Below are 25028 nucleotides of genomic sequence, written 5' to 3'. Positions count from 1 at the left end.
GAATGCGGCCGCTGTCACTACTGGGGCGCGGGGTTGCCCCTTACTTCTACGTCACAGTCCCCGGCGCCCGCGGAAGCTCCGCCGCTCGGCCCGCTCCGGTGGCGGCGCGTCCGCCAGTCGTACGACGGGATCGTCCGGGCCCTCCCGTCCGGCCACCACCGGACGGTCCGCGCGCAGCGCCTTGGCACGGTACTGGGCGGCGTCCGCGAGCCGGAAGAGGCGGCGGGCGGAACGCACCGGCCCGATCGGGTCCGCGGTGCAGGCGACCCCGCACGCGACCCCCTCCCCCAGCTCCAACTCCCCGGCCCGGCGGCAGAGTTCGTCGGCCGCCTTGACCACGTCGTCGGCCGGCGGGCCGAGGGCCAGCAGACAGAACTCGTCCCCGCCGAGCCGTGCGGCCAGCGCACCCGGGAGCATCGCCCCGCACAGCGACAGCACCGAGCCGAACCGTTCGAGGAGACGGTCGCCGACGGCGTGCCCGCAGGTGTCGTTCACCTTCTTGAGCCCGTTGAGGTCGCAGACGACGAGGCTGACCACGGCCCCGTCCGCGCGGTGCTGCTCGATCGCCTCGTCGAGGCGCACGTCGACGGCCCGGCGGTTGGCGAGCCCGGTCAGCGAGTCGGTGTACGCGAGCCGGCGCGCCTCCTCCAGCTGCTCGGTCTGCGCGATCCCGGCGGCGACGACGGAGGCGAGGACGGTGGCGAAGTCGGCGTCGCCACGGCCGAAGACGGGGGCGTGGGCGGCGCGGGCCACGTACAGCTCGCCCCAGGCCCTGCCGTGCAGCACGATCGGGGCGACCAGGCAGCAGCCGCGGCCCCGGCGGCGCAGGGCGGCGACGCGCTGGTGGGAGTAACCGGGGCGGCCGGCGGCGGGGCCCTCGGCCGTCTCGACCCAGGCGTTGGGGCCGCCGCCGCCCGCCCAGCGTTCGTGCAGGAACTCGGTGATCTCCGGGAACTGGTGCACCGGATAGGCCTCGGCTTCCGGGAACTCCTCCTCGTCCGGGGCGCGGCCCCCGACGTTCACGAGGACCCGGAGCCGGCCGAGCTCGCGCTCCCAGACGGAGAGCGCGGCGAAGCTGCCGTCCAGGGCGCGGCAGGCACCGGCCGCGGCGGCGTGCCAGCACTCACGTGGGGTGTGAGCCGCAGCCATGCCCTGAGCCAGCGCGACGACGGCTGCCAGCCGGTGGTCCTCACCCATTACTCCAGATTAGGGAGGATTTGTGTTGTTCGGGACATTGGTGCGGCGAACAGGTGCTGCGACGACCTGTTTCGTCGCGGACTGCGGGGGCCGGTGGGGCTTCTTGCGCCCACGCGGCGGAGCCGCATATGTCTCAGCCCCGCGCCCCTGAAGGGGCGCTCCAGTCGGCGCCCCTCTCCAGCCGCGGGCAGTCGTGCCGCTGGGGCGGCACAGGTGGGCGCTGGGGGTCCCCCCCTGGGGGAGGCACCCCGCAAGCGCCGGTAAGCGTCCCCACCCCCGGCCCCCCATCCGCGTCTCACTCCCCCGGCCACTCCGGCTGCCGCTTCTCGTTGAACGCCGCCACGCCCTCCGCCCGGTCCCCCGAGAACGCCACCGCCCGCCAGGCCGCGTCCTCGACCTCCAGCCCCGTCCGCAGATCCAGCCCGTGCCCCAGCCGCAGCGCCCGCTTCGCCGCCCGCAGCCCCACCGGCGAGTTCGCCGCCATCCGTGCCGCCAGCGCCAGCGCCGCCTCCCGGTCCTGCCCCGCCGCCACCAGCTCGTCGACCAGGCCCAGCTCACGCGCCTCCGGCGCCGCCACGCGACGCGCCGAGAAGATCAGCTCGGCCGCGCGCGCCGCCCCCACCCGGCGCGGCAGCAGCTGTGTACCGCCACCGCCGGGAATCACACCCACCGACACTTCCGGCAGGCCCACCACGGCCGTGCCGTCGGCCACGATCACGTCGCAGGACAGGGCCAGTTCGAAGCCCCCGCCGAGCGCGTAGCCGTGCACGGCGGCGATCGTCGGCATCGGCAGCTCCAGTACGCCCGTGTACGCCCCGCGCGACAGCGGCCGCGCCCGGAGCAGCTCCGCGTCGGTCATGGAGTTGCGCTCCTTGAGGTCGGCGCCGACGCAGAACGCCCGTTCGTGCGAGGAGGTCAGCACGACCACCCGGGCGTCCCGGTCGGCGCCCAGCGCGGCGCACGCGGCCACGATCGAACGCGCCATCTCCGCCGACACCGCGTTCATGGCCTTGGGCCGGTCCAGCACCAGCTCCGCGACCTGGCCGTGCCGTCGTACCAGCACGAACTCCCCGAACCGCTCCTCGCTCACGACACACCCTCCGGTTAACGTGGGTTAACTGCCCGGCCTCGATCATCGCAGCCGAGTTGCGAACGGGAAAGGGCAGTCGCCCGGTTCCCGCACCAACCCTCGGCAACCCGTTCGAGTGACATCCCGCCCAAGTCCCGCCGCACCGCCCAGGGGAGCGCATAACGTGCGCTCGCCACGGCGCATCGGGGGCGCGAGTGCATCGGGGAGGGATCGTGATGACCGAGACGTGGACGCAGCCGACGCGAGACACCGGCCTCACGGCCACAGAGGCGACCCGGCCGGCACGGCCGACGTCGGCCACGGACACCGTCCCGGCCGGCCCGCGCCTCTTCACCAGCCACCGTCGAGGCCGGCACCGCCGCCCCCGTCCCCGTCGGGTCCTGCTCGTCGCAGGCGGTATCGCACTGGCCGCCGGGGCCCTGAGCCTCGTCCGGGTGAGCGTCGATCCGGGCGCCGGCGGACCCGGCGCAGCCGAGGCCGAACCACGGCTGGATCCCGGCACCGGCACGGACCGGTCGACTCCCGCCGCCGCCACGGTCGCGGCCACCGTCATCCCCCCGGTGAGCCCCTCGCCGGCCCCGGTGACGGGCGGGGTGAGCACGACCCCGACGACGGCCTCCACCGTCGTACCCCGGCCGGCCACGGCTTCGGGCCCGGCCACCGCACGAGCCACCCCGGACACGACCACCATCCCCGAGTCCCCCGACACACCGCCCACCTCGGCCACCCCACGGCCGACCTCGCCACCACCCCGGACCACACCCGCGCCCGACCCCACACCACAGCCCTCCACCACCGGCCGCCCCGGCCTCTGCCTCCCGATCGTCGGCCTGTGCGTCGACACGCTCGGGACACCCGGGGGCTGAGCCGGATCCGCAGGGACGAGAGGACATGGACGCGTACCGGGAAAGGCACGGACCTACGAGGACGAAACCGACCCGTCCCGGCGGGTGAGCAGCCAGGGCTCGACCACGCCCAGGCCACGCACCGGGCGCTGCCACATCGGCTGAAGCGCGAAGCGGTACGTCGGGGGCTCCTCGCCCTCCTTCTCGGCGGTCGCCGCCTCCTCCGCGGCGGCCGCCTCCGAGGCCGGTGCCTCGCCCACCCGGATCAGCTCCTCCGCGAACGCGCTGTCGACGAGCACGGCGTCGCGCGGGGCTATCGAGGTGAGGCGGGAGGCGAGGTTCACGGTCGTACCGAAGACATCGCCCATTCGGGTGGTGACGGTGCCGAAGGCCATGCCGACGCGCAGCTCCGGCATCGTCTCGTCGTTGGCCATGGTCTCGACCAGGCGCAGCGCGATGTCGGCGGCGATACCGGCGTCGTCGGCGGCGTACAGGACCTCGTCGCCGAGGGTCTTGATGAGCCGGCCGCCACGGGCCGCCACCAGGTCGGCGGCGGTGGTCTCGAAGGCCTCGACCAGCTCGCCGAGTTCCTCCTCCTCCATGCGCCGGGTCAGCCGGGTGAACCCCACGAGGTCCGCGAAGCCGACGGCGAGGCGGCGGTCGACCATCTCCTCGTCGTCGGTGGCCTGCACGACCCGGCCGGCCGAGGCGGCGAGCTGGCGGCGCCAGACGTAGACGAGGAACTCCTCCAGCTCGGGCAGGAGCAGTTCGACGATCGGATACGTGACCTCGGTGCGCGTCATGCCCGGCTCGGGCGGCTCGGTCAGGCCCTCCAGGAAGGAATCCATCTGCCACTCCGCCAGACGGGCGGTGGTCTGCCCCGTCGACCGCGCCACCTGCACGGCCATGGCCTCGCTGAGCAGCCCCGCCTCGACGAGGCCGGCGAGCCGGCGCAGAGCCAGCACGTCGGCCTCGGTCAGCGCCTTCGCCTGTCCGATGTCGGCGAAGCCCATGGCACGCCAGAACCGCGACGCCAGCTCCATGGAGACGCCGGCGCTGCGGGCCGCCTGGAACGGGGTGTAGCGGCGCTCGGCCCCGAGGATCAGGCCTTCCAGACGCAGCGCGAGGGGGTCCTCGCCGGAGTCGGCGGCGTCCGCGCCCGCGCCGGAGCCCGTGTCGTCGACGGTCACGCCTGCTGCCCTTCCGATCTACCGCGGTCGCATACCGACCGGCCTCAACTCTACGGCAGCTGTGCGGTAGCTCACTTCGTGAGGTAAGCCGACATCGGGGGGTGAGGGGTCGAGTTCCGGGCGCGGGTGGGTGGGTTGCTCGCGCAGTTCCCCGCGCCCCTGACGGGGCGCTACAGCCGGCGCTCCTCCCCGGCCGCGGGCAGTCGTGCCACCCTCACGCCGGGCGCAGATGCACGATGTCCCCCGCCCCCACCGGCTCCTGTACCCCCTCCTTCGTGGCGATCACCAGCCTCCCGTCACCGTCGACCGCCACCGCCTCGCCGACCAGCGACCGGTCCCCGGGCAGCTCCGCCCGCACCGACCGCCCCAGCGTCGCGCACCCCGCCGCGTACGCCTCCTGGAGCCCGCTCGCGGCCGGATCGCCGCCCGCCGCACGCCAGCGCCCGTACCAGTCCTCCAGGGACCGCAGAACCGCCCTCAGCAGCGTCTCCCGGTCCGTGCTGACCGCCCCGGCCAGCGCCAGCGACCCGGCCTGCGGCACCGGCAGCTCCGCCGCGCGGAGGGTGACGTTGATGCCGACGCCGACCACCACCCCGTCCTCGCCGGCCCGCTCCGCGAGAATGCCGCCGGCCTTGCGCTCCTCCTCACCGACAGTGACGAGGAGGTCGTTCGGCCACTTGAGCGCGGTGTCGACGCCCGCCGCCCGGGCCAGCCCCGTCGCCACCGCCACCCCCGTCAGCAGCGGCAGCCAGCCCCAGCGGGCCACCGGCACCTCGGCCGGCTTCAGCAGCACCGAGAAGAACAGCCCCGAGCGCGCCGGCGCCGTCCACTGCCGGTCCAGCCGGCCCCGGCCCGCCGTCTGCTCCTCGGCGACCAGCACCGCACCCTCGTCGGCATCCCCCGCGACGGCCCGCGCCGCGAGGTCGGAATTGGTGGAGCCGGTGCGGTCCACGACCTCGATGTCGGCGTACAGGCCCCCATGGCCGCCGTCCCGTACCAGGGCCCTGCGCAGCCCCGCCCCGTTCAGCGGTGGACGGTCCAGGTCGGACCAACGATTGTTGTTCGCATCTGCTGCGTCTCGCGGCGTCATGCAAGCCACCCTAGGTGTGTCGTACGCCGCACTGCCGTTTGGTAGGCGCCCCACTACGCTACGGATGAGTAACCGTCCCCCCTTTTGAGCAGGCAGGGAGCCGCATCCCGATGTCCGAGCCGGAAGAGATCGACATTCACACGACCGCGGGGAAGCTCGCGGATCTCCAGCGCCGTGTCCACGAAGCGACACACGCCGGTTCGGAGCGCGCCGTCGAAAAGCAGCACGCCAAGGGCAAGCTGACGGCCCGTGAGCGGATCGAGCTGCTCCTCGACGAAGGCTCCTTCATCGAGCTGGACGAGTTCGCCCGGCACCGGTCCACCAACTTCGGCCTGGAGAAGAACCGCCCCTACGGGGACGGCGTCGTCACGGGGTACGGAACCGTCGACGGCCGGCCCGTCGCCGTCTTCTCACAGGACTTCACCGTCTTCGGCGGCGCCCTCGGCGAGGTCTACGGCCAGAAGATCGTGAAGGTCATGGACTTCGCCCTGAAGACCGGCTGCCCGGTCATCGGCATCAACGACTCCGGCGGGGCCAGGATCCAGGAGGGCGTCGCCTCCCTCGGCGCGTACGGCGAGATCTTCCGCCGCAACACGCACGCGAGCGGCGTCATCCCGCAGATCTCGCTCGTCGTCGGTCCCTGCGCCGGCGGCGCCGTGTACTCCCCGGCCATCACCGACTTCACGGTCATGGTCGACCAGACGTCCCACATGTTCATCACCGGTCCGGACGTCATCAAGACGGTCACCGGCGAGGACGTCGGCTTCGAGGAGCTGGGCGGCGCCCGGACCCACAACTCCGTCTCCGGCGTGGCCCACCACATGGCCGGCGACGAGAAGGACGCCATCGAGTACGTCAAGCAGCTGCTGTCGTACCTGCCGTCCAACAACCTCTCCGAGCCGCCGGTCTTCGCCGAGGAGGCCGACCTCACGGTCACCGACGAGGACCGCGAGCTGGACACCCTGGTCCCGGACAGCGCGAACCAGCCGTACGACATCCACACGGTGATCGAACACGTCCTCGACGACGGGGAGTTCTTCGAGACCCAGGCCCTGTTCGCGCCGAACATCGTCACCGGCTTCGGCCGCGTGGAGGGCCAGCCGGTCGGCATCGTCGCCAACCAGCCCATGCAGTTCGCCGGCTGCCTGGACATCAAGGCGAGCGAGAAGGCCTCCCGCTTCGTGCGCACCTGCGACGCCTTCAACGTCCCGGTCATCACCTTCGTCGACGTCCCCGGCTTCCTGCCCGGCGTCGGCCAGGAGCACGACGGCATCATCCGCCGCGGTGCCAAGCTGATCTACGCCTACGCCGAGGCCACCGTCCCGCTCATCACCGTCATCACCCGCAAGGCCTTCGGCGGTGCCTACGACGTCATGGGCTCCAAGCACCTGGGCGCCGACCTCAACCTCGCCTGGCCCACGGCCCAGATCGCCGTCATGGGCGCCCAGGGCGCCGTCAACATCCTGCACCGCCGCACCATCGCCGAGGCGGAGGCGAACGGGGAGGACCTGGAGGCGGTGCGCGCCCGCCTGATCCAGGAGTACGAGGACACCCTCCTCAACCCCTACACGGCGGCCGAACGCGGCTACATCGACGCCGTCATCATGCCGTCGGACACCCGCCGCCACGTCGTACGGGGCCTGCGTCAGCTCCGTACCAAGCGCGAGACCCTGCCCCCGAAGAAGCACGGCAACATCCCCCTGTAAGGAGCCGCTGTGACGATCAAGGTCATACGGGGCAACCCGACCCCGGAGGAGCTGGCCGCCGCCCTGGCGGTGGTAAGGGCCCGCGCGGCCGCCCTGGCAGCCGCCCCGCCCGGCCCCGCGACACCGGGAAGCGCCTGGTCCGACCCGAGCCGCATCGCCCAACGCCGCATCCCGGCACCGAGCCCGACCGCGTGGAGCCGCACCTACTGGCCGAGCTGAGTCCACCCACCTTCTTGGGGCGCGGGGCCGCATCCATATGCGGCTCCGCCGCATGGGCGCACGTAAGTGGAACCCCGGCACCCAATCTGAGTACCCCTACTCAGGCGCCGCCCCCGGCCAAGCCCCACGCTGGTGACATGCTGTGGTCGGACCCCGAAGACGAGCCGCCGAAGGACCTGCAGGACATGCAGAACACCCTCCGGCGGCTCGGCGTCTTCCTGGCCCTGGTCATGATCGTGCTGATGATCGTGCTCGGCGTGAGGTGACGCCCTCCCGTCGGCCGCCCTGTCGGCCCCGCCGATAGTCTGCCCCCATGCGCAGACTCGTCCTCGCCTCCCAGTCCCCCGCCCGGCTGAACCTCCTGCGCCAGGCGGGTCTCGCTCCCGAGGTGATCGTCAGCGGCGTCGACGAGGACGCCGTCACCGCCCCCACCCCGGCCGACCTGGCCCTCGCCCTCGCGGAGGCGAAGGCGTCCGTCGTGGCCGCCCGCCCCGACGTCCAGGGCGCCATCGTCATCGGCTGTGACTCCGTGCTGGACCTCGACGGCCAGGCCCTCGGCAAGCCGGCGGACGCCGAGGAGGCCACCGCCCGCTGGAAGTCGATGCGCGGCCGGGCCGGCACCCTGCAGACCGGGCACTGCGTGTGGGACACGGCGAGCAAGCGCTGGGTGTCGGCGACCGCGTCCACGGTCGTCCGGTTCGGCGAGCCCACCGACCAGGAGATCGCCGCGTACGTCGCCTCGGGCGAACCCCTCTACGTCGCGGGAGCCTTCACCCTGGACGGCCGCAGCGGGCCGTTCATCGAGGGCATCGACGGCGACCACGGCAACGTGATCGGCATCAGCCTGCCCCTGGTCCGCCGGCTGCTGGCGGAGCTCGGCGTCGGCATCACGGAGTTGTGGGCGCCGGCGGAGTGAGCGGTCCCGCGGGCGGCGCGTCGTTCTTCGCCTGCTCCGGTTCCGGCCCCGGCTCCGGGGCGCTCGCGGGACCGGAACCGCCCTCGTCCCCGCCGTCGGCCTCCGCCCCGGCACCACCGGCCCCCTCCACCCGGTCGTACGTCATCAGCAGCAGTACGACGAGCGCGAGGACGACCACCATGAACAGGAACGCCGCCCACCCGATCAGTCCCCACGCCACGGCGCCCAGAAGGGCGTGGACGACCGCGACGCTGATCAGCAGTACGCGGCCGAGGCCGGCGGGCGGCCGGTTGCGTACGGCGACCAGCAGGGCCACCAGGCCGCACAGCGCGAAGTAGAGACCGAAGACCACCGCGCCGGCCTTCGCGGACATCGACATCCGGTCCGGGTCGAGACCGGCCAGGGACATGTCCTGACGGTCGACGACCACTCCCATGAACCAGTTGAGCGCGGCGATGCCGAATGCCTCGGCGAAGAGTACGACCGCCACGATCCACGCCACCGGTCTGCGCACCACCGGTCCCCACCCACTTTCGATCACGGCCCGGACCGAGCCGGTGTTACTTGAAGTCCGTTCAAGACATCGCGAACGCTACTAACGGGTAAACCCGGGGACAAGGGTCCGGTCGCCGGCAAAGAATCGTTGGGCCATTCGTAGGGACTCAACAAAGAAACGGAGTGGGGCGCGGCACGCTCTCACAGAGACCTTGACCACATGGCGGGGCTAGGGTTTCCCGAAGGAGTCCTGCGTACCGAGGTGCGACAAGGGATTTCCCGGGTCGGGTGAGCCTCGCATCACGCTCCGTGTGGGCAAGGTCACCATTGGGGACGGGTCGAAGTGCCGTGTCGGCAGTCCCTAAACTCGGCTTGTTTCAAGGAGGGAGCCTCAATCGTGCGCAAGGTGCTCATCGCCAACCGTGGCGAAATCGCTGTCCGCGTGGCCCGGGCCTGCCGGGACGCCGGGATCGCGAGCGTGGCCGTCTACGCGGACCCGGACCGGGACGCTCTGCATGTCCGCGCCGCGGATGAGGCGTTCGCCCTGGGCGGTGACACCCCGGCCACCAGCTACCTGGACATCGCGAAGGTCCTGAACGCGGCGCGCGAAGCCGGTGCGGACGCCGTCCACCCGGGCTACGGCTTCCTCTCCGAGAACGCGGAGTTCGCGCAGGCGGTCCTGGATGCCGGCCTGACCTGGATCGGCCCCCCGCCGCAGGCCATCCGCGACCTGGGCGACAAGGTGGCGGCCCGGCACATCGCCCAGCGCGCCGGCGCCCCCCTGGTGGCCGGCACCCCGGACCCGGTCTCGGGCGCCGACGAGGTGGTGGCCTTCGCCGAGGAGCACGGCCTGCCGATCGCCATCAAGGCGGCCTTCGGCGGCGGCGGGCGCGGCCTGAAGGTCGCCCGCACCCTCGAAGAGGTCCCCGAGCTGTACGACTCCGCCGTCCGTGAGGCGGTGGCCGCCTTCGGCCGCGGCGAGTGCTTCGTGGAGCGCTACCTGGACCGTCCGCGGCACGTGGAGACCCAGTGCCTGGCCGACACCCACGGCAACGTGGTGGTCGTCTCCACCCGTGACTGCTCGCTCCAGCGCCGCCACCAGAAGCTCGTCGAGGAGGCCCCCGCGCCGTTCCTCTCCGACGCCCAGGTCGCCCAGCTGTACCGCGCCTCCAAGGCGATCCTCAAGGAGGCCGGCTACGTCGGCGCGGGGACCTGCGAGTTCCTGGTCGGCCAGGACGGCACGATCTCCTTCCTTGAGGTCAACACCCGCCTCCAGGTCGAGCACCCGGTGACCGAGGAGGTCGCCGGCATCGACCTGGTCCGCGAGATGTTCCGGATCGCCGACGGCGAGGCGCTCGGCTACGACGACCCCGAGCTGCGCGGCCATTCCTTCGAGTTCCGCATCAACGGCGAGGACCCGGGCCGCAACTTCCTGCCCGCCCCCGGCACGGTCACCCGTTTCGACGCGCCCTCCGGCCCCGGTGTCCGCCTGGACGCGGGCGTCGAGGCCGGCAGCGTCATCGGCCCCGCCTGGGACTCCCTGCTCGCCAAGCTGATCGTCACCGGCCGCACCCGCGCGGAGGCCCTGCAGCGGGCCGCCCGCGCCCTGGACGAGTTCCAGGTCGAGGGCATGGCCACGGCCATCCCCTTCCACCGCGTCGTCGTCCGTGACCCGGCCTTCGCCCCCGAGCTGACCGGCTCGGAGGACCCCTTCACGGTCCACACCCGCTGGATCGAGACCGAGTTCGTCAACGAGATCAAGCCCTTCGCCGCCCCCGCGGATGCCGAGGCCGACGAGGACACCGGCCGCGAGACCGTCGTCGTCGAGGTCGGCGGCAAGCGCCTGGAGGTCTCGCTGCCCGCCTCCCTGGGCATGACCCTGGCCCGCACCGGCCTCGCCGCAGGAGCCAAGCCGAAGCGCCGCGCCGCCAAGAAGTCCGGCCCGGTCGCCTCCGGTGACACCCTCGCCTCGCCCATGCAGGGCACGATCGTCAAGGTCGCGGTCGAGGAGGGCCAGGAGGTCAAGGAGGGTGACCTGATCGTCGTACTCGAAGCGATGAAGATGGAGCAGCCCCTCAACGCCCACAAGACCGGCACCATCAAGGGCCTCGCCGCCGAGGTCGGCGCGTCCCTCACGTCCGGTGCCGTGATCTGCGAGATCAAGGACTGACCCCACCCCGCACCGCACCGCCCGGCGAACGTCACCCGACGGCTCGCCGGGCGCCCGACTTTCCGGAACGGCCCATGCGCGCCGACGCCCGCCGCAACCACGAGCGGCTGCTCGCCTAGGCCCGCACCGTCTTCGCCGTGCACGGCACGGACGCCTCACTGGAGGACGTGGCCCGCCGGGCGGGCGTGGGCATCGGCACCCTCTACCGCCACTTCCCCGACCGGCACGCCCTGATGAGCGCGGTCTTCGAGGACGCGGTGAACGAACTCCTGGCCGGTGCCCGCGAGTTGCAGACCGCCCCCGACCCGTGCCAGGCCCTGCTGACCTGGCTCCACGAGGTGGTCACCCACGCGGCGACGTACCGGGGCCTGTCGAGGGCCCTGATGCCGGCCTCACCGGCATCCGCCCTCTCCCGCTGCGGCACCCCGACGCGGGAGGCGGGCAGCGCCCTCCTGACACGCGCTCAGGACGCGGGCGCGGTCAGAGCGGACGTACGCATCGGCGACCTCCTCCAACTCACCCACGCCATCGCCCTGGCAGCGGAGGAGTCACCGGGAGACCCGGAGTCGGCGGACAGACTGCTGACCCCGACGTTGATGGGACTCAAGCCCCAGCACCCCTGTAAGGGGCGCGAGGCTTTGTTCATATGCGGCTCCGCCGCGTGGGCGTGACCAGCCACGACGGCGCTGCACCCGCGCAACACCCCAACCCGCTACGGAGGCCAGGCACCCGCCCATCCCCATGCGCCACTACGGCGCCTGGGCACGCTCACCGCCGCCGCATATCGGCGACCCGCCCCCGCTCAGCCCCCGTCGGCGGCTCTCCCTGGAGCATCGACGCCGACCGCAAGCCCGAAGCCCCCGGCCCCTGACTCCGCCGCGGCCCCGGCAGGGCGACGTCCCGACGCTGTTGATGCTGCTGCCGCGCCGGGACCTGATCACCCCCCGGGTTTCCCGACGCCCCGGCCACGGCGATCTGCACCCCCTGATCGGCAAGGGCCTGCAGCTCGGTGACCGCACGGTCGTCGTGGCCCGGCGGCTCGTCCGTGACCAGCCGGGTGATGAGGTCGGTCGGCACGGTCTGGAACATGGTGTCCGTGCCGAGCTTGGTGTGGTCGGCGAGGATCACGACCTCCGCGGCGGCCTGCACCAGCGCCCGGTCGACGGAGGCCGACAGCATGTTGGACGTGGACAGCCCCCGCTCGGCCGTCAGGCCGCTCCCGGACAGGAAGGCCTTGGACACGCGCAGCCCCTGGAGGGACTGCTCCGCACCGGAGCCGACGAGCGCGTAGTTGGAGCCCCGCAGGGTACCGCCGGTCATCACCACCTCGACCCGGTTGGCATGGGCCAACGCCTGTGCCACCAGCAGTGAGTTGGTGACGACGGTCAGGCCGGGCACTCTCGCCAGCCGGCGCGCGAGCTCCTGCGTGGTGGTACCCGCCCCGACGACGATGGCCTCGCCTTCTTCGACGAGACCCGCGGCGAGATCGGCGATGGCCGTCTTCTCGGCGGTCGCGAGATGAGATTTCTGCGGAAAGCCGGACTCCCGCGTGAACCCGCCCGGCAGTACCGCACCGCCATGCCGGCGGTCGAGGAGTCCTTCTGCCTCCAGTGCGCGCACGTCCCGCCGTACGGTCACTTCTGAGGTCTGGACGACGCGGGCGAGCTCACGGAGCGACACGGCCCCGTTCGCTCGCACCATTTCGAGGATCAATTGGCGACGTTCTGCAGCGAACACGAAACTGACAGTAACCCCAACGACCGTCTGCTTTCAGCAGTTTGCGCCGAATAGCAGAAGTTGTTCGCACAGCAGGGTCAGGAGTGGTATAGGGCCTACCCCGCCCGACTATGCCGCACGCATGACCGACAACTCCCCGTGACCAGCGGGGAGTCGGTTCCGGCCGTCAGAGTTCGCTGCCGGTCTTCCGGGTGTGCAGCTGCCGCGCCACCTCCGCGATCGACCCCGAAAGGGAGGGATACACGGTGAACGCGTTCGCGATCTGTTCGACCGTCAGATTGTTGTCGACGGCGATCGAGATCGGATGGATCAGCTCCGAGGCCCGCGGTGAGACCACCACACCGCCCACCACGATCCCCGTCCCCGGCCGGCAGAACATCTTCACGAAGCCGTCCCGGATGCCCTGCATCTTCGCGCGCGGGTTGCGCAGCAGCGGCAGCTTCACCACCCGGGCGTCGATCTTCCCGGCATCCACGTCCGCCTGCGTGTACCCCACCGTCGCGATCTCCGGATCGGTGAAGACGTTCGACGACACGGTCTTCAGGTTCAGCGGAGCCACCGCGTCGCCCAGGAAGTGGTACATCGCGATCCGCCCCTGCATGGCGGCCACCGACGCCAGCGCGAACACACCCGTCACGTCACCGGCGGCGTACACCCCCGGAGCCGTCGTCCGCGACACCTTGTCGGTCCAGATGTGCCCGGAGTCGCGCAGCTTCACGCCGGCCTCCTCCAGCCCCAGACCGGCACTGTTCGGAATCGCACCGACGGCCATCAGGCAGTGCGAACCGCTGATGACACGCCCGTCGGCGAGCGTCACCTCCACCCGGTCCCCCACCCGCTTGGCCGCGGCCGCCCGCGACCGGGCCATGACGTTCATGCCACGGCGCCGGAAGACGTCCTCCAGCACGGCGGCCGCGTCCGGGTCCTCGCCCGGCAGCACGCGGTCCCTGGACGAGACCAGCGTGACCCTCGACCCCAGCGCCTGGTAGGCACCCGCGAACTCGGCGCCGGTCACACCCGACCCGACCACGATGAGTTCATCGGGCAGCTCGGTGAGGTCGTAGACCTGGGTCCAGTTCAGGATGCGCTCGCCGTCCGGCTGCGCATCGGGCACCTCACGAGGATGACCGCCGGTCGCGATCAGCACCGCGTCCGCGACGAGCGTCTCCTCACTCCCGTCCGCCGCCGTGACGACGACCTTCCGCGACCCGTCCAGAGCCTGCATGCCCTCCAGCCGCCCGCGCCCCCGCATGACCCGCGCACCCGCGCGCGTCACCGAGGCCGTGATGTCGTGCGACTGGGCGAGCGCCAGCCGCTTCACACGCCGGTTGACCTTGCCCAGATCGACCCCCACCACCCGGGCGGCCTGCTCCAGGGGCGGGGTGTCGTCGGCGACGATGATCCCCAGCTCCTCGTACGACGAGTCGAAGGTCGTCATGACCTCGGCCGTAGCGATAAGAGTCTTCGACGGCACGCAGTCGGTCAGTACCGACGCTCCGCCCAGACCGTCGCAGTCGACGACGGTCACCTCCGCGCCGAGCTGCGCGCCCACCAGCGCCGCTTCATAGCCGCCGGGTCCGCCACCGATGATCACGATCCGAGTCACGTACTCCATTGTCCCGCACGCCTCAAGGTGCCACTGCCCGGGGCCGCCACCCGGCGCCGCCTGGGACAGGAGTGGCACACGGGACGGCTGCCGTACCCTCTCTCCATGTCGTCGCTCTACGCCGCCTACGCCGGCAATCTCGACGCACGGCTGATGTCCCGCCGCGCCCCGCACTCCCCCCTGCGCGCCACCGGCTGGCTGAACGGATGGCGGCTGACGTTCGGCGGCGAGCAGATGGGCTGGGAGGGCGCCCTTGCGACGATCGTCGAGGACCCCCTGTCCCAGGTCTTCGTCGGTCTCTACGACATCGCCCCGATGGACGAGGAGGCCATGGACCGCTGGGAGGGTGTCGGCATGGGCATCTACCGCCGCGCCCGGGTCCGCGTGCACACCCTGGAGGGCGAGGAGTCCGCCTGGCTCTACGTCCTCGACGGCTACGAGGGCGGCCTGCCCTCGGCGCGCTACCTGGGCGAGATCGCCGACGCGGCGGAATCCGCAGGCGCCCCACACGATTACGTGATGGAACTGCGCAAGCGGCCCTGCTGAGACCCCGCGTCCCTACACTTGGGGGACCGACGCACCAACGGGAGAGCGGATGTCCCCCACCACGTACGACGTCTACTACACCGTGCAGGCCGCAGCCGCCCGCGACCGGCTGGAGGACCGTCAGCGCATCGCGTTCGACAAGGGCATCGCCCTCCTCGCCCGCGACCCGTTCCTCTCCGTGTCCCGCCCCATAAGCTCCACGGGGGACGACCGCACCATCCGTCTCACCCAGAACGTCCTCGTGGAGTACACGGTGAGCCGCGGCCGCCTGCTGATCTTCATCGTCGAGGTCTTCAACGACAAGGACGTCCTCGTCATGGACGAGTGACCGCACCCCGGAATCGTCACAGACCCCGCACAGCCCGCGCAAAAGTTGCCTGCGTCACACCGCTCATCGGAAACGACAAGACAACGATCGCAATCCCATGAGCTCCGTCATCTACGCGCGTAGGCCCAGACCGGCTACTCTCATCCGCGTGAACGCATCTCTTCTTCCGGACGACATCCAGGGCGACCCCCACGCCGCCGCCGACGCGGCCGCCGCTCGCCTGCGCGAACTCACGGGCGCCGACACCCACGACGTCGCCCTCGTGATGGGCTCCGGCTGGGCGCCGGCCGTCGACGCCCTGGGCGCTCCCGACGCCGAGTTCCAGGTCACCGAGGTGCCCGGCTTCCCGCCGCCGGCCGTGGAAGGGCACGGCGGCAAGATCCGCTCGTACGCCTTCGGTGACAAGCGCGCGCTGGTCTTCCTGGGCCGCACGCACTACTACGAGGGCCGAGGCGTCGCCGCCGTCGCCCACGGCGTGCGCACCGCCGTGGCGGCCGGCTGCAAGACGATCATCCTCACCAATGGCTGCGGCGGCCTGCGCGAGGGCATGCGTCCCGGTCAGCCGGTCCTCATCAGCGACCACATCAACCTGACGGCGACCTCCCCGATCATCGGCGCGAACTTCGTCGACCTCACCGACCTCTACTCCCCCCGCCTGCGCGCCCTGTGCAAGGAGGTCGACCCCAGCCTCGAAGAGGGCGTCTACGCGCAGTTCCCCGGCCCGCACTACGAGACCCCGGCCGAGATCCGCATGGCCCGCGTGATCGGCGCGGACCTGGTGGGCATGTCGACGGTCCTCGAAGCGATCGCTGCGCGCGAGGCGGGCGCCGAGGTCCTGGGCATCTCCCTGGTGACGAACCTCGCCGCGGGCATGACCGGCGAGCCGCTGAACCACGAGGAGGTCCTCCAGGCGGGCCGTGACTCCGCCGCGCGGATGGGCGAGCTGCTGGCGCAGGTACTGGGCAGGCTCTGAAGACGCCGTCCGGGTCGCCACATACGGTCCGGCGGAGCCCGCGGGTCCGTCGTGGCGAGCCGGGCAGTTCCCCGCGCCGAAAAGCGGACCGAGGGGGCTCTGAAGCCGCCCACGGCGGGAAGGGGACGGGGCGGGGAGTCTCCGCCCGCGGCGGCCGGCGTCGGTCGCCCTGGGCGGTATGAGAGACGGCCCCGCCGGTCCAAGGACGGAGACTCCCCCGCCCCGGCCCCGGCCCACCCCCACCCGTAGGCGCTACGCGCACCCCCACCGAAGCCGCGGATGCGCCGCAGGCACACCACGAGAGGTTGGACGACGACCGTGCACGACGATCTCATCGCCCGGGCCCGAGCCTGGCAGACCGAGGACCCCGACCCGGAGACCCGCGACGAGCTGGCCAAGCTGATCGACGCCGGTGACACCGAGGAACTCGAAGCCCGCTTCAGCGGCACCCTCCAGTTCGGCACCGCGGGTCTGCGCGGCGAGCTCGGTGCCGGCCCCATGCGCATGAACCGCTCCGTCGTCATCCGCGCCGCCGCCGGCCTCGCCGCGTACCTGAAGAGCCACGGCCACGGCGCCGGCACCGTCGTCATCGGCTACGACGCCCGCCACAAGTCCGCCGACTTCGCCCACGACACCGCTGCCGTCATGACCGGCGCCGGCCTGCACGCCGTCGTACTCCCCCGCCCCCTCCCCACCCCCGTCCTGGCGTTCGCCATACGGCACCTGGGCGCGGTCGCCGGCGTGGAGGTCACCGCCAGCCACAACCCGCCCCGCGACAACGGCTACAAGGTGTACCTCGGCGACGGCTCCCAGATCGTCCCGCCCGCCGACGCGGAGATCGCCGCCGAGATCCACGCCATCACGACGCTCCACGACGTCCCCCGCCCCGACACCGGCTGGGAGACCCTCGACGACACGGTCGTGGAGGCCTACCTGGCCCGTACGGACGCCGTCCTGTCCCCCACCTCCCCCCGCACCGCCCGCACGGTCTACACGGCCATGCACGGCGTCGGCAAGGACACCCTCCTCGCCGCCTTCGCCCGGGCCGGCTTCCCCACCCCCGCCCTCGTCACCGAGCAGGCCGAGCCGGACCCCGACTTCCCGACCGTCGCCTTCCCCAACCCGGAAGAGCCAGGCGCGATGGACCTCGCCTTCGCGAAGGCCCGCGAGACCGACCCCGACCTGATCATCGCCAACGACCCCGACGCCGACCGCTGCGCCGCGGCCGTCAAGGACAACGGCGCATGGCGCATGCTCCGCGGCGACGAGGTCGGCTCCCTCCTCGCCGCCCACCTGGTCCGCCGCGGCGCCACCGGCGTCTTCGCCGAGTCGATCGTCTCCTCCTCCCTCCTCGGCCGCATCGCCGAGAAGGCGAACCTGCCCTACGAGGAGACCCTCACCGGCTTCAAGTGGATCGCCCGCGTGGACGGCCTGCGCTACGGCTACGAGGAGGCCCTCGGCTACTGCGTCGACCCCGACGGCGTCCGTGACAAGGACGGCATCACCGCGGCCCTCCTCATCACCGAGTTGGCCTCGGTCCTCAAGGAGGAGGGCCGCACCCTCCCCGACCTTCTCGACGACCTCGCCGTGGAGCACGGCCTGCACGCCACCGAACAGCTCTCGGTCCGCGTCCAGGATCTCTCCGTCATCGCACAGGCCATGCGGAAGCTCCGCGAGCACCCCCCGACCGAACTCGCGGGCCTCCCCGTCACCAAGGCCGAGGACCTCACCCGGGGCACGGACACCCTGCCCCCCACCGACGGCCTCCGCTACACCCTCACCGGCGCCCGCGTCATCGTCCGCCCCAGCGGCACCGAGCCCAAGCTGAAGTGCTACCTGGAGGTGGTGGTCCCGGTGTCCGACCGCACCGCCCTCCCCACGGCCCGCGCCAGGGCCGCACAGACCCTGGCCGCGATCAAGCACGACCTCTCCGCGGCGGCCGGCATCTGACGCGCGTAGGGGTGCCTCTCCGCCAGGGGCACCCCTACGGGTGATTTCGCGACGGCGACCGACCCACCCACCGCACCCCGCCCCGGCTCCCGGGGAACGGTGATCCGGTACCGCCCGCCGCAGCCGTCGTACTGGAGCCGCCGTGTCCTCGACCGCCCCCGACACCGTCCCCAGCGGGCACATCCCGGGCACCCGACGACCCCACCTCCCCACGGCGGCCGCCGGCCCCGGGCACGCCCTGCGCCGGGCGGCCCCCGCACTCGCCGCGTATCTCGCGGTTCGGCTCACCGGCCTGGTGTTCCTCGCCGTGTGGGCGCACCGACGCCACCACGGGGTGTGGCCGATGCTGGCGACGCAGTGGGACTCCCGCTGGTACCTCGGCATCGCGGACCACGGCTACGCACACGCCCTGGGCACCGCGTACGACCACAACAACCTGGCGTTCTTCCCGCTCTACCCGCTCCTGGTGAAAGCCGTCGCGGTGCTGACCCCGGGCACCCGGGCCAGCACCGGCCTGGCCCTCGCGTGGCTCGCCTCGCTCTTCGCGGCCTGGGGCGTGTTCGCGGTGGGCGACCGCCTGGCAGGTCGCCGGACCGGCGTCCTGCTCACCGTGCTGTGGGCGGCGTACCCGGTGGGCCTGGTCCAGTGGATGGGCTACACGGAGTCCCTGTTCACGGCGTTCGCCGCGTGGACGCTGTACGCGGTCCTGACCGAGCGCTGGCTGTACGCGGCGGCCGGCTCCGTCCTGGCCGGGCTCACCCGGCCGACCGGCATCGCGCTGGCCGCCGCCGTGACGGTCACCGCGCTGCTCTCCCTCCGCACCCGTTTCTCGGCCCGTGCCCTGACGGCGGCGCTGCTGGCCCCGCTCGGCTGGTGCGCGTACGTCGGCTGGGTCGGCCTCAGACTGGGCCGCTGGGACGGCTACTTCGCCGTACAGCGGATGTGGCACAACGAACTGGACGGCGGCGCGGAGACCCTGCGCTGGCTGCGGCACCTGTTCGGGCAGGTCTCGCGGCCCGAGCTGTTCCTGGTCGTGGTGAGCCTGACCATGCTGGTCTCCGTCGTCCTGTTCGGACTCGCGGTGGCGGACCGGCAGCCGGTGCCGCTGCTGGTGTTCAGCGCGGTCCTGCTGCTGATCGTGATGGCCAGCGGCGGCGTCTACTTCCCGCGCGCCCGCTTCCTCCTGCCCGGCTTCCCCCTGCTGCTGCCACTGGCCGGCCATCTCGCCCGCGCCTCGGCCCGCCTGCGGGTACTGGCCCTGACGGCGGCCGTCGCGGGGTCGGCGTACTGCGGCGCGTACATGCTGCTGGTGTGGCCGAGCGCGCCCTGAGGGACTCGGTCCCGCACCAGGCAAGCAAGCCACGGACCAACGCTGACAGCCGGGCGGACGGCAAGGCGTGGCCCCCGGCCCGACCACGGCGGGGAATCGGCCGTCGGGGCAACCCGAGCCCCCGAGCCCGGACACGTCCGGCCCGGCAGGACCGGCAGTTCTGGACTTGCTGGTCCATTTTTGTGAGCGCACAGTGGGCCGCACCTGATGGGGACCTAGTGGACAGAGGGTTGATCATGAGCATGCGACTGGCAGGAAAGACCGCGCTGGTGACCGGGGCGACCAGCAACATCGGGCGGGCGATCGCGGAGGCGTTCGCTGCCGAGGGGGCGCATGTCGTCGTCTCGGGGCGGAGCGCCGGGCGCGGGGCGGAGGTGGTCGAGGGGATCCGGGCTCAGGGCGGCCAGGCCGACTTCGTGCGGGCCGACCTGGACGGCAGTGCCGCCGCCTCCCGGGCGCTGGCCGAGGAGGCGACACGAGTGCTGGGCGGCCGTATCGACGTACTCGTCAACAACGCGGGAATCTACCCGGCCGACAGCACCGCCGGCACCGACGAGAAGACCTTCGACGAGGTGTACGCGGTCAACGTCAAGGCGCCGTTCTTCCTGACGGGGGCCGTCGCGCCCGCCATGGCCGCGGCCGGCGGCGGCGCGATCATCAACCTGAGTTCATGGGTCGCCCGCCTGGGTATTTCCGTCGCCGCGCTGTACAGCTCCACGAAGGGTGCCATGGAGACCCTGACGCGCGCCTGGTCTGCGGAGTTCGGACCCCGGGGGGTGCGGGTGAACGCGATCTCCCCGGGTGCGGTGCTTCCGTCGGACGCCGAGGTGGCCGACATCGGTGGAACCATGATGAAGGGGACGCCGGCGGGCGGGATGGGCACGCCGGACGCGATCGCGAACGCGGCGGTGTACCTGGCCGCCGACGAGTCGTCGTTCGTGCACGGGATCGTGCTGGACGTGGACGGCGGCCGTACCGGCGTCGCGGTCGTCGCGGCCTGACGAGCCCTACGGCCCGGCGGTCAGCGCGGCGCGCCGGCCCCGGCCGGCGTCAGGTCGCGCCGCAGGTCCGCGATTCCCTGGTCGAGGGCGGCGCGCAGATGGGCGGACGAGCCCGTCGACAGCAGGATGGAGACGCCGCCCTGGATCGCCGCCAGCAGGGCGGCGGCCCGCGCGTCGACATCGAACTCGGCGGACGGGCTCCCGGCCGCCCGCAGCGCCCGGATGCCGGCGGCCAGACTCTCCTGCCAGCGACCCATCAGTTCGGCCACGATCGCTCGCGCACCCGGGGTCGAACGCCCGACCTGGAGGAACAGCGACCCGAGCGGACAGGTGTCCCCCAGGATCTCGTAGCGGGCCACCACCACGTCCCGCCACCGCTCCCAGTTCTCCCAGGAGTCCAGGCACCCCAGATACGGCTGCTGGTCCACCAGCACCTGCTCCGCCTCGAACCGCGCGACAGCCAGCAGCAACTCGTCCTTCCCGTCCGGGAAGTAGTGGAACACCTGGCTCTTGCTGACACCGGCCCGCGCCATGACGTCGTCGAGGGTCACCGTGCCGACGCCCTGCTCCCGCAGCACCTCGGCGGCCCCCTCGACGATCCGGCGCCTGGTGGCCTTCCCCTTGGCCGTCAGCTCCTTGCGCATTGCCCGACCTCCGCACAGTGGACCGTACAGTCCACTGTACGGAGCTCAGCCGGCGAACAGCGTGCTGGCCAGCGCCACGCTGACGACGGTGCCGCCGACGATGCTCAGCAGGGCGTTGCGGCGCCACAGGTGCAGTGCGACGGTGACCGCGAGCGCGGCCAGGGGCGCGACCGCGCGGGACTGGGTCAGCGGCAGGTCGCGCAGGCAGTAGACGAACAGGATCACCACCTGCCCGGGCAGGACCAGCCGTGCGGCCAGGGCGCTGAGCAGGGCGAGGAGCGGGGTGGCGGCGCAGGCATGGCGCCGGGGTGAGGCCGACCCGCTTGGCCGGCTCGACGTTGGTCAGACGGCCGTCCTGGCGCAGGTGAAACAAAATGTCCGATCGATGGCGTCCAGCGGCAAACTCACCGGCCTCCCCGGCATCCTGCGCGTCGAGTCCCACCTCACCATGAAGAAGATCAAGACCGAGGACTGAACAGCACCACCCCCGAAGGCCCGTCGACCTCACAACACGCGGCACCACCAACCCCCCAGGGCCACGGCGCCCCCAGGACACGCCCCCCACACAGGGCCACGGTGACCTCACAACACGCGGCACCACCAACCCCCAGGGGCGCGGGGAACTGCGCGAACGCCCCCGCCGGGCCGCACCCGGCCGACAACCCGCACCCCCTACGGCGGCCCCTAACCCACCGCCAACAGAATCGCCAGCAACACCGCCCCCGCCACCGCCGGCGCAGCCACCTCGTACGCCCACCGCACGGTGATCTCACCCTGCGCCGACTCCGCCGGCCCCCTGCTCTCCAGCATGTCCCGCAGGTCGTCCATGACCTTGTCGGTCTCCGCACGGGCGGCCCCGGCCGCGTGGTCGGACTCCCCCAGCCCCCCGGAGCTCCCGAACCCGCCGAACCCGCCGAGCCCATACCCGGCGGCACCCGCCCCCGGCCCGGTCCGCCCGCGCCGCGCGTCCGACTCCGTCTTCGCCTGCCGGCGCGCCGCCTTCTTACGGCTCCGCAGGGACACGGGGATCGCCCACAGCTGGTACTTCGCACCGGACTTGACGATCACCTCGTTCGAGTAACCGGAGCGCAGCGCCGCGATCTCCCCCCACGGCAGCGTGATCACCCGGAACGGGTTCCGTACGCGCAGCCGGTCCTCGCCCGCGAACACCGCGGGGCGCAGGGTGAAGGCGGCGACCAGCGGCACGATGAGGATGAGCGCGGCGAGGGCCAGCCAGGGGGTACGGCCGTTCCCCCGGATCAGCGCGTCGATGCCGAGCCAGCCGACGATGACGAGAAGCAGTACGCCGCCGATCAGCGCCTGGGGCGAGCGGTAGATGCGGTCCTTGACGAGGGGCGTGGTCATGCGCCGATTCTGCCTCAGCCGTGCGCCCGATCGCCGTCGGGGCGGCATCGCCGTACGCGGGTGCGCGCGGTCTGCGGCTGGTCGCGCCCACACGGCGGCAGCCGCATGTCGACACCGCCCCGCGCCCCTTTGGGTGGGACAGCTCCCCCGACGCAAGAAGAACCGTTCCCTCGGGGTGTACAGCCGCTACGCGCGTAGATATGCTCGGCTGGTGACCATGCCCACCACCGCACCCCACGCACTTGCTGACGTCACCGCGTCCGACAGCACGCTGCGCCGCTTCCTCCACGGGCTGCCCGGCGTCGACGCGGTCGGCCTGGAGGCGCGTGCCGCCTCCCTCGGCACCCGTTCCATCAAGACCACCGCGAAGGCGTACGCCATCGACCTCGCCATCTCGATGGTCGACCTGACGACGCTGGAAGGCGCGGACACCCCGGGCAAGGTCCGGGCGCTCGGCGCCAAGGCGGTCCATCCGGATCCGACGGACCGGACGACCCCCGCCACGGCCGCCGTCTGCGTCTACCCCGACATGGTGGCCGCCGCCAAGGAGGCCGTCGCCGGCTCGTCCGTCAAGGTCGCCTCGGTCGCCACCGCCTTCCCGGCCGGCCGCGCCGCGCTCGACGTCAAGCTCGCCGACGTACGCGACGCCGTGAGCGCCGGCGCCGACGAGATCGACATGGTCATCGACCGCGGCGCCTTCCTCGCGGGGAACTACCTGAAGGTGTACGACGAGATCACCGCCGTACGCGAAGCCTGCGGAACCTCGGCCCGGCTCAAGGTCATCTTCGAGACCGGCGAGCTGTCGACGTACGACAACATCCGCCGGGCGTCCTGGCTGGGCATGCTCGCGGGCGCCGACTTCATCAAGACGTCGACCGGCAAGGTCGCCGTCAACGCCACCCCGGCGAACACCCTCCTCATGCTGGAGGCCGTGCGCGACTTCCGTGCGCAGACCGGTGTCCAGGTCGGGGTCAAGCCCGCCGGCGGGATCCGGACCAGCAAGGACGCGATCAAGTTCCTCGTCCTCGTCAACGAGACCGTGGGAGAGGACTGGCTGGACAACCACTGGTTCCGCTTCGGCGCCTCCTCGCTCCTGAACGACCTGCTGATGCAGCGTCAGAAGCTGGCCACCGGCCGCTACTCCGGCCCCGACTACGTGACGGTGGACTGATCGATCATGACTTTTGAGTACGCACCGGCGCCCGAGTCCCGCTCCGTCGTCGACATCGCCCCCTCCTACGGCCTCTTCATCGACGGCGAGTTCACGGACGCGGCGGACGGCAAGGTCTTCAAGACGGTCAGCCCGTCGACCGAGGAGGTCCTCTCCGAGGTCGCCCGCGCCGGCACCGAGGACGTCGACCGGGCCGTGTGGGCCGCCCGGAAGGCCTTCGAGAAGTGGTCCGCGCTGCCGGGCTCCGAGCGCGCCAAGTACCTGTTCCGCATCGCCCGGATCATCCAGGAGCGCAGCCGTGAGCTGGCCGTCCTGGAGACGCTGGACAACGGAAAGCCGATCAAGGAGACCCGCGACGCCGACCTGCCCCTGGTCGCCGCGCACTTCTTCTACTACGCGGGCTGGGCCGACAAGCTCGACCACGCCGGGTACGGCACGGACCCGCGCCCCCTCGGCGTCGCCGGCCAGGTCATCCCGTGGAACTTCCCGCTGCTGATGCTGGCCTGGAAGATCGCCCCGGCGCTCGCCACCGGCAACACGGTGGTCCTGAAGCCCGCCGAGACGACCCCGCTGTCCGCCCTCTTCTTCGCGGACATCTGCCGCCAGGCGGGCCTGCCCAAGGGCGTCGTCAACATCCTCCCCGGCTACGGCGACGCGGGCGCCGCGCTCGTCGCCCACCCCGACGTGAACAAGGTCGCCTTCACCGGCTCCACCGCCGTCGGCAAGGAGATCGCGCGCACGGTCGCGGGCACCCGCAAGAAGCTCACCCTCGAACTGGGCGGCAAGGGCGCCAACATCGTCTTCGACGACGCTCCCATCGACCAGGCCGTCGAAGGCATCGTCACCGGGATCTTCTTCAACCAGGGCCAGGTCTGCTGCGCGGGCTCCCGCCTCCTCGTCCAGGAGTCGATCCACGACGAGCTGCTCGACTCCCTCAAGCGCCGCCTGTCCACCCTCCGCCTCGGCGACCCGCTGGACAAGAACACGGACATCGGTGCGATCAACTCCGCGGAGCAGCTGGCCCGCATCACCACCCTCGCCGACCAGGGCGAGGCGGAGGGCGCCGAGCGCTGGTCCCCGGCCTGCGAACTCCCGTCCGCCGGCTACTGGTTCGCCCCGACGCTCTTCACGAACGTCACGCAGGCGCACACCATCGCCCGGGACGAGATCTTCGGCCCCGTCCTGTCGGTCCTGACCTTCCGCACCCCCGAGGAGGCGGTCGCCAAGGCCAACAACACCCAGTACGGCCTCTCGGCGGGCATCTGGACCGAGAAGGGCTCCAGGATCCTGGCCGTCGCGAACAAGCTGCGCGCCGGCGTCGTCTGGTCCAACACGTTCAACAAGTTCGACCCGACCTCGCCGTTCGGCGGGTACAAGGAGTCGGGCTTCGGCCGCGAGGGCGGCCGCCACGGCCTGGAGGCATACCTCGCCCCGTCGAGCCCGGAGGGCTTGCGATGAA

24 protein-coding genes and 2 pseudogenes are annotated in these 25028 nt (G+C 72.1%); 15 read left to right on the top strand and 11 right to left on the bottom strand.

What is annotated here, in order from left to right; genetic code table 11:
- Nucleotides 1-51: 51 nt before the first annotated feature.
- Both OHB00_RS32110 and OHB00_RS32105 read right to left on the bottom strand, forming a co-directional pair.
- A complete protein-coding gene (locus OHB00_RS32110; protein ID WP_406439889.1) occupies nucleotides 52-1197 on the bottom strand; it encodes a diguanylate cyclase domain-containing protein in 1146 nt (381 codons plus the stop codon).
- Between the two features lie 295 nt (nucleotides 1198-1492).
- Nucleotides 1493-2287 (bottom strand): enoyl-CoA hydratase/isomerase family protein, encoded by a 795-nt coding sequence (locus tag OHB00_RS32105; RefSeq protein ID WP_406439887.1) that lies wholly within the window; start codon nucleotides 2285-2287, stop codon nucleotides 1493-1495.
- A gap of 215 nt (nucleotides 2288-2502) precedes the next feature.
- On the opposite strand from OHB00_RS32105, the gene OHB00_RS32100 reads away from it, so the two are divergent.
- Entirely contained in the window at nucleotides 2503-3153 is a 651-nt protein-coding gene (locus tag OHB00_RS32100) for a hypothetical protein (RefSeq protein WP_406439885.1), read from the top strand.
- A 53-nt stretch (nucleotides 3154-3206) separates the two neighbouring features.
- Here the strand turns inward: OHB00_RS32100 and OHB00_RS32095 are convergent, their stop codons facing one another.
- Nucleotides 3207-4322 (bottom strand): adenylate/guanylate cyclase domain-containing protein, encoded by a 1116-nt coding sequence (locus OHB00_RS32095; protein ID WP_406439883.1) that lies wholly within the window; start codon nucleotides 4320-4322, stop codon nucleotides 3207-3209.
- Nucleotides 4323-4536: 214 nt separating this feature from the next.
- A complete protein-coding gene (locus OHB00_RS32090; protein ID WP_406439881.1) occupies nucleotides 4537-5412 on the bottom strand; it encodes a biotin--[acetyl-CoA-carboxylase] ligase in 876 nt (291 codons plus the stop codon).
- A 110-nt stretch (nucleotides 5413-5522) separates the two neighbouring features.
- Between OHB00_RS32090 and OHB00_RS32085 the strand changes: the two genes are divergently transcribed.
- The 4 genes from OHB00_RS32085 (at nucleotide 5523) to OHB00_RS32070 (ending at nucleotide 8253) form a co-directional block, all read left to right on the top strand.
- Nucleotides 5523-7118 carry an acyl-CoA carboxylase subunit beta gene (locus tag OHB00_RS32085; protein WP_406439879.1) on the top strand — a complete coding sequence of 532 codons (1596 nt, stop codon included), beginning with the start codon at nucleotides 5523-5525 and terminating at the stop codon, nucleotides 7116-7118.
- Nucleotides 7119-7127: 9 nt separating this feature from the next.
- Nucleotides 7128-7337, top strand: coding sequence for an acyl-CoA carboxylase epsilon subunit (locus OHB00_RS32080; protein ID WP_406439877.1), 210 nt, complete (start codon nucleotides 7128-7130; stop codon nucleotides 7335-7337).
- Nucleotides 7338-7474: 137 nt separating this feature from the next.
- On the top strand, nucleotides 7475-7603 hold the full coding sequence (gene mmpB / locus OHB00_RS32075) for a morphogenic membrane protein MmpB (RefSeq protein ID WP_362595034.1): 129 nt from the start codon (nucleotides 7475-7477) through the stop codon (nucleotides 7601-7603).
- A 47-nt stretch (nucleotides 7604-7650) separates the two neighbouring features.
- Nucleotides 7651-8253, top strand: a complete 603-nt coding sequence (locus OHB00_RS32070; protein WP_406439875.1) for a Maf family protein — start codon at nucleotides 7651-7653, stop codon at nucleotides 8251-8253.
- On the opposite strand, the gene OHB00_RS32065 is transcribed toward OHB00_RS32070, so the two are convergent.
- Nucleotides 8225-8770: a hypothetical protein gene (locus tag OHB00_RS32065; protein ID WP_406439873.1), complete on the bottom strand. Its 546-nt coding sequence runs from the start codon at nucleotides 8768-8770 to the stop codon at nucleotides 8225-8227. The two genes, OHB00_RS32070 and OHB00_RS32065, sit on opposite strands and share 29 nt — an antisense overlap.
- Before the next feature lie 375 nt (nucleotides 8771-9145).
- Between OHB00_RS32065 and OHB00_RS32060 the strand changes: the two genes are divergently transcribed.
- Together OHB00_RS32060 and OHB00_RS32055 are read left to right on the top strand one after the other, a co-directional pair.
- Nucleotides 9146-10918: an acetyl/propionyl/methylcrotonyl-CoA carboxylase subunit alpha gene (locus OHB00_RS32060; protein ID WP_406439871.1), complete on the top strand. Its 1773-nt coding sequence runs from the start codon at nucleotides 9146-9148 to the stop codon at nucleotides 10916-10918.
- Between the two features lie 74 nt (nucleotides 10919-10992).
- A pseudogene (locus OHB00_RS32055) lies at nucleotides 10993-11589 on the top strand (TetR/AcrR family transcriptional regulator).
- A 97-nt stretch (nucleotides 11590-11686) separates the two neighbouring features.
- Here OHB00_RS32055 and OHB00_RS32050 read toward each other — a convergent pair.
- Both OHB00_RS32050 and OHB00_RS32045 read right to left on the bottom strand, forming a co-directional pair.
- Nucleotides 11687-12655 carry a DeoR/GlpR family DNA-binding transcription regulator gene (locus OHB00_RS32050; protein WP_406439869.1) on the bottom strand — a complete coding sequence of 323 codons (969 nt, stop codon included), beginning with the start codon at nucleotides 12653-12655 and terminating at the stop codon, nucleotides 11687-11689.
- 166 nt (nucleotides 12656-12821) lie between these two features.
- On the bottom strand, nucleotides 12822-14270 hold the full coding sequence (locus tag OHB00_RS32045; RefSeq protein WP_406439867.1) for an NAD(P)H-quinone dehydrogenase: 1449 nt from the start codon (nucleotides 14268-14270) through the stop codon (nucleotides 12822-12824).
- Between the two features lie 96 nt (nucleotides 14271-14366).
- Between OHB00_RS32045 and OHB00_RS32040 the strand changes: the two genes are divergently transcribed.
- From OHB00_RS32040 to OHB00_RS32015, 6 genes are all read left to right on the top strand, one after another.
- Nucleotides 14367-14807: a gamma-glutamylcyclotransferase gene (locus OHB00_RS32040; protein WP_406439865.1), complete on the top strand. Its 441-nt coding sequence runs from the start codon at nucleotides 14367-14369 to the stop codon at nucleotides 14805-14807.
- A gap of 49 nt (nucleotides 14808-14856) precedes the next feature.
- A complete protein-coding gene (locus OHB00_RS32035; protein ID WP_406439863.1) occupies nucleotides 14857-15135 on the top strand; it encodes a hypothetical protein in 279 nt (92 codons plus the stop codon).
- Nucleotides 15136-15283: 148 nt separating this feature from the next.
- Nucleotides 15284-16108, top strand: coding sequence for a purine-nucleoside phosphorylase (locus tag OHB00_RS32030; protein WP_406439862.1), 825 nt, complete (start codon nucleotides 15284-15286; stop codon nucleotides 16106-16108).
- A 318-nt stretch (nucleotides 16109-16426) separates the two neighbouring features.
- Nucleotides 16427-18058, top strand: coding sequence for a phospho-sugar mutase (locus OHB00_RS32025; RefSeq protein ID WP_406439860.1), 1632 nt, complete (start codon nucleotides 16427-16429; stop codon nucleotides 18056-18058).
- 142 nt (nucleotides 18059-18200) lie between these two features.
- Complete coding sequence (locus OHB00_RS32020; RefSeq protein ID WP_406439859.1) at nucleotides 18201-19388, top strand: hypothetical protein; 1188 nt, start codon at nucleotides 18201-18203, stop codon at nucleotides 19386-19388.
- Nucleotides 19389-19624: 236 nt separating this feature from the next.
- On the top strand, nucleotides 19625-20389 hold the full coding sequence (locus tag OHB00_RS32015; RefSeq protein WP_406439857.1) for an SDR family NAD(P)-dependent oxidoreductase: 765 nt from the start codon (nucleotides 19625-19627) through the stop codon (nucleotides 20387-20389).
- A 20-nt stretch (nucleotides 20390-20409) separates the two neighbouring features.
- Here OHB00_RS32015 and OHB00_RS32010 read toward each other — a convergent pair whose 3' ends face one another.
- The 4 genes and pseudogenes from OHB00_RS32010 to OHB00_RS31995 form a co-directional block, all read right to left on the bottom strand.
- Complete coding sequence (locus OHB00_RS32010; RefSeq protein ID WP_406439855.1) at nucleotides 20410-21033, bottom strand: TetR/AcrR family transcriptional regulator; 624 nt, start codon at nucleotides 21031-21033, stop codon at nucleotides 20410-20412.
- A 45-nt stretch (nucleotides 21034-21078) separates the two neighbouring features.
- Entirely contained in the window at nucleotides 21079-21258 is a 180-nt protein-coding gene (locus OHB00_RS32005) for an AzlD domain-containing protein (protein ID WP_406439854.1), read from the bottom strand.
- Between the two features lie 103 nt (nucleotides 21259-21361).
- A pseudogene (locus OHB00_RS32000) lies at nucleotides 21362-21475 on the bottom strand (hypothetical protein); the annotation flags it as partial.
- A gap of 242 nt (nucleotides 21476-21717) precedes the next feature.
- Nucleotides 21718-22398: a PH domain-containing protein gene (locus OHB00_RS31995; RefSeq protein ID WP_406439852.1), complete on the bottom strand. Its 681-nt coding sequence runs from the start codon at nucleotides 22396-22398 to the stop codon at nucleotides 21718-21720.
- Nucleotides 22399-22615: 217 nt separating this feature from the next.
- Between OHB00_RS31995 and deoC the strand changes: the two genes are divergently transcribed.
- Both deoC and OHB00_RS31985 read left to right on the top strand, forming a co-directional pair.
- Nucleotides 22616-23569, top strand: coding sequence for a deoxyribose-phosphate aldolase (gene deoC, locus OHB00_RS31990; protein ID WP_406446082.1), 954 nt, complete (start codon nucleotides 22616-22618; stop codon nucleotides 23567-23569).
- A 6-nt stretch (nucleotides 23570-23575) separates the two neighbouring features.
- A complete protein-coding gene (locus tag OHB00_RS31985) occupies nucleotides 23576-25027 on the top strand; it encodes an aldehyde dehydrogenase family protein (protein ID WP_406439850.1) in 1452 nt (483 codons plus the stop codon).
- Nucleotide 25028 lies beyond the last annotated feature (1 nt).

Source organism: Streptomyces sp. NBC_00631 (assembly GCF_045206895.1).
Taxonomy (GTDB): domain Bacteria; phylum Actinomycetota; class Actinomycetes; order Streptomycetales; family Streptomycetaceae; genus Streptomyces.
This window is presented reverse-complemented; position numbering and strand designations above follow the sequence as displayed.

What these genes read in the sequence shown, in the direction of transcription:
- OHB00_RS32110 (WP_406439889.1), bottom strand. Translation starts at nt 1,197, where the DNA reads ATGGGTGAGGACCACCGGCTGGCAGCCGTCGTCGCGCTGGCTCAGGGC.
- OHB00_RS32100 (WP_406439885.1), top strand. Translation starts at nt 2,503, where the DNA reads ATGACCGAGACGTGGACGCAGCCGACGCGAGACACCGGCCTCACGGCC.
- OHB00_RS32090 (WP_406439881.1), bottom strand. Translation starts at nt 5,412, where the DNA reads ATGACGCCGCGAGACGCAGCAGATGCGAACAACAATCGTTGGTCCGAC.
- OHB00_RS32085 (WP_406439879.1), top strand. Translation starts at nt 5,523, where the DNA reads ATGTCCGAGCCGGAAGAGATCGACATTCACACGACCGCGGGGAAGCTC.
- mmpB (WP_362595034.1), top strand. Translation starts at nt 7,475, where the DNA reads ATGCTGTGGTCGGACCCCGAAGACGAGCCGCCGAAGGACCTGCAGGAC.
- OHB00_RS32070 (WP_406439875.1), top strand. Translation starts at nt 7,651, where the DNA reads ATGCGCAGACTCGTCCTCGCCTCCCAGTCCCCCGCCCGGCTGAACCTC.
- OHB00_RS32045 (WP_406439867.1), bottom strand. Translation starts at nt 14,270, where the DNA reads ATGGAGTACGTGACTCGGATCGTGATCATCGGTGGCGGACCCGGCGGC.
- OHB00_RS32040 (WP_406439865.1), top strand. Translation starts at nt 14,367, where the DNA reads ATGTCGTCGCTCTACGCCGCCTACGCCGGCAATCTCGACGCACGGCTG.
- OHB00_RS32035 (WP_406439863.1), top strand. Translation starts at nt 14,857, where the DNA reads ATGTCCCCCACCACGTACGACGTCTACTACACCGTGCAGGCCGCAGCC.
- OHB00_RS32015 (WP_406439857.1), top strand. Translation starts at nt 19,625, where the DNA reads ATGAGCATGCGACTGGCAGGAAAGACCGCGCTGGTGACCGGGGCGACC.
- OHB00_RS32010 (WP_406439855.1), bottom strand. Translation starts at nt 21,033, where the DNA reads ATGCGCAAGGAGCTGACGGCCAAGGGGAAGGCCACCAGGCGCCGGATC.
- OHB00_RS31995 (WP_406439852.1), bottom strand. Translation starts at nt 22,398, where the DNA reads ATGACCACGCCCCTCGTCAAGGACCGCATCTACCGCTCGCCCCAGGCG.
- deoC (WP_406446082.1), top strand. Translation starts at nt 22,616, where the DNA reads ATGCCCACCACCGCACCCCACGCACTTGCTGACGTCACCGCGTCCGAC.
- OHB00_RS31985 (WP_406439850.1), top strand. Translation starts at nt 23,576, where the DNA reads ATGACTTTTGAGTACGCACCGGCGCCCGAGTCCCGCTCCGTCGTCGAC.